The following is an 8704-nucleotide window of genomic DNA, read 5'->3' on the forward strand; positions in this document are numbered from 1 at the left end:
GTTATGAGGAACACGACAAACGTCATGCAATGTGTCCCTTGTAACACTGTGTGAGTTGATCAAACTGAAACTCAAGATAATTTTGAATACTGTCTAAGCCATCTTCTTGGTAGTGAGAAACGTAGAGAAGTTGGCTTAGATTTTCTTTGGCAATCAGCTCTAGAGTATTTTTCACCAGAACTCGACCTAAATAGTCCAAACCTTGATAAGGCTCGTCCAAAATCAGCAGCGTTGGTTGTTTCACAATCGCTCGCGCAATCAATAACAAACGTTGTTGCCCATATTCCAATTGCTTAAATGACGTCTTCTCATATCGCGCCATATGAAGAATCGTGAGCCACTCCTTAGCGATATTGATTTCTTTTTTACTTGGTTGGGTATATAGCCCAATGGAGTCATAGAAACCTGACAGAATCACATCCAATGCGCTGCAGTTGACGCGGTATTGCAGGTGCAAAGCCGACGATACCATACCGATGTGTTGCTTGATTTCCCATATTGTCTCACCACTGCCACGCTTTTTGCCAAAGATGTGAATATCATTACTGTAGCACTGCGGATGATCGCCAAATATCAGCCCTAACAAGGTGCTTTTTCCACAGCCGTTGGGGCCTTTCACTTGCCAGTGCTGACCTTTATCAATCCGCCAATTTAAATCTGTAAAAATGGTTTTATCTGTGTATTCCACCTTACCGCTTTTCAGTTCAAAAATCGGGTTGTCGAAATGCGTCGAATGTTGGTGCTGACGGATCAAACCCATCATCTCTTCGCTCTGCTTTTCTGACTGAGACTTAATCTGAGCGATGATTGGGTGCTCATCCCAGCTCTGCTTATCCATGGTGCTATCGAGCTTACCGCCATTAAACAGAGCAATCAGCTCTATCCAATCCGGCATATCGGATTCACGTGAAAAGGTGATAAGCATTTGTACCGATTGAGAAAGCCTCTGCAGATATTCCGCCAATGCACCTCGATGCTCGACATCTAAGCCAGTAAACGGGTTATCTAGCAAGACTAAATCTGGCTTTGCTGCCAGCGCGCGCGCCAACATCACACGCCTTGTCTCACCCGTTGAAAGCACTCGAAATCCGCTCTGAGCTAACTGGACGAGATCGAGCTCTTCAATCAGGGTTTGCGTTAAGGCTTCATCTTGACTCACTTCAAAGATCAAATCATAAACCAAGCTGCCTTGGTCAATGCGGTCAAGAAAATCGGTGTCGTCTTTTTCAATCTCCTGCTCTAGCAAGCGCTGCTGTTCAGATAGCGAAACTTGAGCAATATGGCAGCCTTCAATTCTCAACTCGCCCGATTCAGGCTCGATTTCACCGCACAACAAGTCACCAAGCATTGAGCCAATATCTCCCTGTGAGCTAAAAATGCCCCAAGTTTGCTCCGCTTCAATGTGCCAGTTATCGACAGTGAGTGTTGAGGTGTTTTCCTTTGCAGTGAGCTGATGAAAATGAATCGGCATTGTGTCTATCTTCCATGATTTATTGTCGTTTTATTTGTTATACCAAGCTTACTGTTTCTAATGCCAACGTTTGGCACGAGAAAACCCCACGCATTGGATAAAATGTGACCTGAAAAGAGAATGTGCATTTCACAATAAAGAGCGAATAAGAAAAGTGTGAGCTACCAACATTCCATTAAGGGCTCAGAGTAAGGATGTTTTTGCAAATGCAGGACTATAAACGAGAAAACCCCAGCATTTCTGCTAGGGTTTTGAATGTGGCGAAGAATTGAAGTCGCACACGACTAGGGATTTGAGCCAAGCCACTAAAAGACCATTTCACTAAAAGCATGACGCGGAATTGTCGAAAAATTAAACCATGTCAAATTTATATTCCCCAACAATTACAGTCCGTGTTGAAACCTGAAATGCTTGTTATACTCACATCACACTTATTGTTGCGAACACAGCTATCAAAAACAGAGACACGATTACATAAGCTACGATTAGCATAATCGATATTGCTGTAAACGGCTTTTTGTCGATTTCGACAAATCTAAGCATAGTGTTTTTCACAATATCTATTCGCTGCGTAAGTTTCAGAAGAGCATATGACAATATATGCATCCATAACCAAACCGAAGTGAGCAAGCTAGAGTAGAATGCTATCCCCTCAGGAAATGCATATACTACCTCAGAATCCCATCCGCCTTTGATCTGATAATTCCCAGGAGAAATTTCAATCAGCATATCAGAAGTTAAGTCATTTAACGTTTGCATTGCAATAGGTAGCTGGTCTAAATATAACCAAGTTGAAAGTGAATCACCAATTGAGAGCCATGTAGGGTTAACAATAAAATATTTAGCCGATGTAATACCAAAATAGAAAATCAATGCTGAAATAATTAGGTCTATGATTAAAACTAAGATAAGTTTAACTAGACCTTTTGTTTTTAACTTTCTAAAAATGAGCCTAGTCGCCGACAAGGAAGCAAAATCTATAGCAATTAGAGAAAGTACTATTGGAAGAGCACTACTAAATATCACTTTTTTAAAGTTAGCTTCGTTTATCCATGCAGAATACTCAGGGAACGAAAAGTAACAAATTATTGTAATGAAAGTTACCCAACATATAGTGAGTAAGGCTGACTTAAAAAAAGCTTGAAAAGAGATTAACCTGAAACCAAAAAAATTATCAGAAATATGAGAGAAAGTAATCAACGCATGCAGAGCTACTGGTGAGCTTTTTAAGCTTTTAACGATGTTTTTCAGTTTATTCTTAAACTCATCATTCACCCCACTTTCAGCCAGGTGCGTAACATAGTATGCCATAACTATGATGCTACCAAGTCCCAAAAATAGCATCTTCGAAAAATCAAATACTGACAAACGTCCTCCTTTAACAATGTTTGATTGGGCGAGTGAGTATAACGACTCAATAACCGGCAGCTGGAACGCAGCGAAGCGCAGTGTAGGCTGTCCGGCGCCGTAGGCGCGTAGTTAATTGACTTGTTGAACGAAGCCGCTGCGCGGCAGAGTAAAGCGCATAAGCGCCATACTTCTGATACCCCATTGAACGATGGAATAGACAGGAGTAAATACCATGACACCCAACGAGCTCAACCGTTATCATTCTCTTTATGAACAACACCTTACCAACCTTAAACTGCAAGGTAAACGACCTGCAACCATTGATGCCTATTCTCGTGCAGTTCGTCGGATAAGCCGCTATTTTGATTGCTGCCCTGACACGCTCACCACCGACCAACTTAAGCAATACTTCGCCAGCCTGATCCAAACTCACTCGTGGAGTACCATCAAACTCGACCGTAACGGCTTGCAGTTCTTCTATCGTTACACCCTCGATAAACAGTGGCAATGGCTCAACATTGTCAAACCACCTCGCACCCAAACTCTGCCCGATGTGATGACGCCTAATCAGGTTGCACAATTGATTAGCCACACTCACCAACTTCGTTATCAAGTCTTCTTTCTTACTCTCTATTCCATGGGGCTTCGCCTCGGTGAAGGCTTAAACCTGACCGTGAATGACATCGACGCGCAGACGATGCAGCTCCATGTACGCAATGGTAAAGGCGGCAAAGACCGACTCGTGCCACTGCCCAATCGGACGCTTCATGTGTTGCGGGCCTATTGGCAAACCCATCGTCATCCCACGTGGCTATTCCCAGGTAAAGGCTCTCACCTTGATAACCCAATGGACCGCGGCGGCATACAAAAAGCCATGAAACGCGTGCTTAAACAGTGTGGCATTAATAAACATATCTCCCCGCACTCACTGCGCCATTGCTTTGCCACTCATCTGCTCGAGCAAGGGGTGGATTTACGTTCTCTGCAAGTGCTACTTGGTCACGCCAGCCTCAACACCACGGCGCGATACACCCGTATGACACAGCAAAAACATCACGATGCGGCGCTCGCCATCAATCAGTTGGCTGATGCATTAACCATTACGTGGGAGGCAGTATGAGTACGTTTATTGAACTGCTACGCAGACACAAAGCGGCGCTGGAACATCAGTATGGTCATCAACTCAGCCAAGCTATGCGCTCGGCTATCCAAGCAATGTTGCAGTGTAAAACAGAGCAGCAAGGTCGCTCACAATGGTTCTGCGCTCACTGTCACCACGATGACCGACTGCCGCTCTCATGCGGTCATCGGCATTGCCCCCAATGCCAACACCGCACCACGTCGGACTGGTTACTGCGTCWAAAACGAAAGCTGTTACCTGTCCCTTACTTTATGGTGACCTTCACTTTGCCTGCTCAGTTACGAGCCTTAGCCTACTCACAACCTAAAGTGCTCTATCACATGATGTTCAGCGTCGCATCCAGCGTACTCAAAAAGCTTTGCACAACGTGAACATCAAGGCGAGCTCGGGTTCACCGCAGTGCTCCATACCCATAGTCGACAACGAAATCTCCATCCCCACCTACACATTATCGTCGCAGGGGGGCGATATGAAGCATCCAAACAAGTATGGCACAAGAGCCATCCACGCTACCTGTTTAATGCCAAAGCACTCGCGAAAGTCTGGCGAGCGAGAATGCTCACCGCGATTCGCCAACACCCCCAACTTTGGCTACCAGCATCCATGCCCAATCAGTGGGTGGTCGATTGCCGATTCGTCGGACGAGGTCAGCCTGCGCTGGAATATCTGTCACGCTATCTCTATCGTGGTGTGCTGCCTGATAAAGACATCATTCGCATCGACGAAAATAGTGTCACCTTCCGCTATCAAGATAGCCAAACTCAGCAATGGCAAAAGCGGACGCTGCCCACGCTGAAGTTCTTGATGCTCATCTTGCAGCATGTGCTGCCAAAAGGATTACAACGGGTGCGAGACTACGGCTTCTTACGTGGGCAGAACAGGCAAACGTTAATCCGCATACAACTGCTGTTACTCAGGCTGTTTTGTACCCCTGACGCTCTAGTGCCAACCAACAAAAGCAGGGCAATAAGGCTTTGCCCTTGCTGTCAGCATGAAATGATGTGCGTGGGCATCACTCGACCGAGGTAGCCGAAAGGCATTAGTAATAAGGAGAATGGCCGTCACGAAGATGAGGTAGCCGAAAGGCATTAGTAATAAGGAGAATGGCCGTCACGAAGATGAGGAGAAGCAACACATAAAACGGATAATATAAAATCGTTAACTCATTGATAAGGTAGAACTCTCTGCCTTGCGATGGCTGCGCTCGCCTTAAGAAAACGCTAAGGCAGCCCCCCTTATAAAGCAGATCGCACAATTTACTTATATAGAGGCTCGGGCTTGTTCAACACTCGGGATTTAACGCTGGCTGCGCAGCGCTTAATCCTTATTTGTTATGCTTTGCTTACTCACACTACGGAAGACACGACTTCATTGCTACTTCCGGCGACTGAACTAGCCAATAACATTAAATTGTCCGCTATTTGTTTAACATCATTTCCATAGCCTATAAACTGCATTACTTTTAGTAAAATACTTCTAAACTCAGTACCTTCTTTACTGCTTTGAGACGCTTTAAGTAGCTCTTTCTCTAAACCTAATACGCTATACGCTGATGTGGCAGCTTGCTTTAAGCTTTGAATATCGTTTGTCCGAAGGTATTTTTCGATCCCGGAAATCAATTGAGCAATGTAAATATCTAGAAACTCCTTTAACTCACCGGAGATAGCATCCACTTGGGATAATTGTTCAAACAGACTCTTTAGCTCATCGCAGAGACCTGATAACGTTTTTATTTCATCCCTGCTAAATTGACTAAAATTCGGATTATCTATAATCCAAGATGCTTGCTCTAATGCGCGAAATATATCTTCGCTTATGCCTTGGTTGAAAATTGACCATGACGAACTAAAATCCATACTAGTAAATAGCTTGTCCACTTTCATTAAGGAAGGCTCTATCGTATCGAGTGGAAATTTGATTGAGCCCAAATCTTTTCTTATTCCATCGGTCAGATCAATGACGTCAGCTATACACCGATAAATCTCTGATGTCATGTTAGGGTCTACATCGAGAGTAGTAACCCAAATCTGCTTCGCCTGTGCTTGTGCATTGGTAGGATTTTTTATTTCTTTTAAGACCTGAAGTAATTTCGATGCTGGATTACTCAAATTAAACTACCTATTCTATATTTTAGTTTATTAATCAGACAACTATAACTTACTACACCCACCCAAACCACGGAAAAGGCATAACGCCCAATTAAGTAGTGAGCAACGCTACCACCTAACTCAACCATTGTGCCGTAAACACTAAAGCCGATTCAAACCCAAAGTGCCAAGCGTTGCGAATCTGCTTGAATTGCTTGTTATGTGGCTGTTTTCTTACGAGCTATATTCCGCCTCGGTTTTAGCTCTCTAATTAAGTAATCCTCTAAAGCTAAGGCTAGATATGAATACTTTTCAGGAAATCCAACGGCAGCTAACTGGTGTGCTTCAGACCACTTAGCTTTAGGTTTGTAATATCCTCGACCTTTGCTCTTATCAGTAGTAATTACATGAGCAAGTAACCGTCGCGAGATGCCATGTTCCTTATAAACAGCGCAACCTTTAGATATGCCGACGCCGACGTAGATAACTTGCCCGCTAGAGTCGAATAGTGCGTAGACACCGCCTTTATCGTGGTAAGGGACTGAACTCTTCCAATCCCATTCACCTTGCCATTTAGGTATTGGTTCATTTACAGACCAATGGCAATCAAAAAACGAATTAGTTAAGCCTATGATTTTAGATAGATTGTCCACTCATTCCCTCGATAAGCCACATAACGCCCAATTAAGGGGTGAACAACACCTACACCCAAACCTAAGGCATTGTGCATAGACACTAAAACTGAAGTAGAAGCAAAAGTGCCAAGCGTTGTGAATCCCTCTTAAATGCTTGTATGGATAATAACCACTCAAATCGGGTAAGGTGAGACCCAGACTTTAGCTTCAACTAAAGTTCTTCTATCTGGTAGTTCGATTGAACAATGGCTCCTCTAATGAGAGACCGGTAACAAGTACGAACGCCTGATAGAACTCCAAGCACCACACTCGAATAGTCTTCTGGGTCTCGAGCCCGCATTTGCAAGCAAGAGTTAGCTTATTATGAATACAGACACACTTCAAAACATTAATGTCGGCGTTGATACTGGCAAGTCACAATTAGACATTTACATCCGCCCACTCGATATTTACTTCACGGTTCCAAACACTGAGAAAGGCATCATCGAGGCAATAAAAACCATTAGAAAACATCGTACCTCAACGAGTCGTTATCGAAGCGACTGGTCGACTAGAAATGCCATTTATTCTTGCCTGTGACAAAGCCAATTTGCCTTATGTTATCGCCAACCCTTTGCATTTAAAAAGGTTCGCTGGTGCTATAGGTCAAAGAGCTAAGAATGACCGTTTAGACGCGGCACTTATTGCTCACTATGCCGAAGCCATTAAACCGAAACTCACTCAAATAAAAAGCGAAAACATACGTTTAATGAGTGACTTAGTCACTAGACGCAATCAATTACTCTCGATGCAAACCATGGAGAAAAACAGAATACAAGTTCTACCCCAATCTCTTGCCTCTTCTATAAAACCCATCTTAACTGCACTCAAAAACCAGATAACAAAAATAGAAGAAAAAATAACAAAACTCATCGATACCTGCCCTGAGTATCAAGCCAAAAACGCTCTACTACAAAGCATGCCAGGAGTGGGAAAAATAGTCGCCGCTTCTATCATCAGTAATGTACCTGAACTCGGTTATATCACCAATAAACAAGCCTCTTCTCTCATTGGCGTTGCTCCAATAACAAGAGAAAGCGGTCGCCTCAAAGGTAAGCGAATGATCCAAGGCGGACGAGCTCAAGTCAGAACCGTTTTATACATGGCGATGATGTCGGCTATCCAGTGTAATCCCCTTTTTAAAGCCACATATGAACGATTACTGGCGGTAGGAAAACCTAAAAAAGTGGCTATCGTTGGCTGCATGAGAAAGATGGTTGTGATACTAAATTCAATGCTAAGAGACGGTGTCATGTGGGATAAAGATAGCGCCAAAAATTAACTATTGACGCCATAGTCTCTTGTTATGTGCAAATTTTTATTCCACGACTCGAAAAGTAAGCACTAATTTTATACCACCTTTGCTCGCTAACCCCTGAAAACAGCTCTCTCCAATCAGGGCAGCTTTCATAATAACCACTTTCTGCGGATACAAGAAACGAGTCAATTGATTCTGGGTGGAAATTGACCCCTAGTTTTGCGAAATGCTGCTTATAATTTTCAATTATTTTTAACGATGTTTCATCGCTAGCGAGCTCTAAAGAGTTAGTAAGTATCGGGTACCAATTCATATTGTAAGTAAAAAAGTGATCCCAACCTTCCATGTCAGCTACTGATTCTAAATAGGCGACAACAAAAATAAGCCACTCATCTTCTGTAAGCAACTCAGTATTTGTAAGCCCTTTATCGAATATCTCTTCTACGTTTAACATTAATACTCCATTTGCACATAACGCCGCATTCTTAAGAATCCCCTCATAATTTCCATATAAAACAATGAGTAGACGCACATCGCTCATTCTGATCTAATGAATTTCGCCAAAAACACACCTGATTAAATGGATTTAATAGGAATTCCTAACGATGCGCGATGTTCAAATTCTACAGCAAACTATCGAAAACCAGTGCCCAAACATTCACAAAAAACGACTTAGATCTCTGATGCTTGCAACTAAAACGGTACTCGATGGTTCGGACCTTA

Annotated in this window: 6 protein-coding genes and 2 pseudogenes; 3 read left to right on the forward strand and 5 right to left on the reverse strand. The window is 43.2% G+C overall.

Features of this window, described 5'->3' with window-relative positions; genetic code table 11:
* Positions 1–22 precede the first annotated feature (22 nt).
* Both modF and DPF93_RS15625 read right to left on the reverse strand, forming a co-directional pair.
* On the reverse strand, positions 23–1471 hold the full coding sequence (gene modF / locus DPF93_RS15620) for a molybdate ABC transporter ATP-binding protein ModF (RefSeq protein ID WP_114767053.1): 1449 nt from the start codon (positions 1469–1471) through the stop codon (positions 23–25).
* A gap of 420 nt (positions 1472–1891) precedes the next feature.
* On the reverse strand, positions 1892–2839 hold the full coding sequence (locus tag DPF93_RS15625) for a hypothetical protein (RefSeq protein WP_123777557.1): 948 nt from the start codon (positions 2837–2839) through the stop codon (positions 1892–1894).
* Positions 2840–3053: 214 nt separating this feature from the next.
* Here DPF93_RS15625 and DPF93_RS15630 point away from each other — a divergent pair, with 214 nt between their 5' ends.
* Together DPF93_RS15630 and DPF93_RS15635 are read left to right on the forward strand one after the other, a co-directional pair.
* On the forward strand, positions 3054–3941 hold the full coding sequence (locus DPF93_RS15630) for a tyrosine-type recombinase/integrase (protein WP_114767055.1): 888 nt from the start codon (positions 3054–3056) through the stop codon (positions 3939–3941).
* Positions 3938–4991 (forward strand): annotated as a pseudogene (locus tag DPF93_RS15635) (IS91 family transposase). Before DPF93_RS15630 ends, DPF93_RS15635 begins: the two are co-directional and overlap by 4 nt.
* Before the next feature lie 317 nt (positions 4992–5308).
* Here the strand turns inward: DPF93_RS15635 and DPF93_RS15640 are convergent.
* On the reverse strand, positions 5309–6070 hold the full coding sequence (locus DPF93_RS15640) for a hypothetical protein (protein ID WP_114767056.1): 762 nt from the start codon (positions 6068–6070) through the stop codon (positions 5309–5311).
* Positions 6071–6267: 197 nt separating this feature from the next.
* Positions 6268–6702, reverse strand: a complete 435-nt coding sequence (locus DPF93_RS15645; protein WP_114767057.1) for a GIY-YIG nuclease family protein — start codon at positions 6700–6702, stop codon at positions 6268–6270.
* A 345-nt stretch (positions 6703–7047) separates the two neighbouring features.
* Between DPF93_RS15645 and DPF93_RS21385 the strand changes: the two are divergent.
* Positions 7048–8005 (forward strand): annotated as a pseudogene (locus tag DPF93_RS21385) (IS110 family RNA-guided transposase).
* Between the two features lie 22 nt (positions 8006–8027).
* Here DPF93_RS21385 and DPF93_RS15660 read toward each other — a convergent pair.
* Positions 8028–8522 carry a hypothetical protein gene (locus DPF93_RS15660; protein ID WP_114767059.1) on the reverse strand — a complete coding sequence of 165 codons (495 nt, stop codon included), beginning with the start codon at positions 8520–8522 and terminating at the stop codon, positions 8028–8030.
* Between the last annotated feature and the right edge of the window lie 182 nt (positions 8523–8704).

The sequence above is a fragment of the Vibrio rhodolitus genome (assembly GCF_003350325.1).
Taxonomy (GTDB): Bacteria; Pseudomonadota; Gammaproteobacteria; order Enterobacterales; family Vibrionaceae; genus Vibrio; species Vibrio rhodolitus.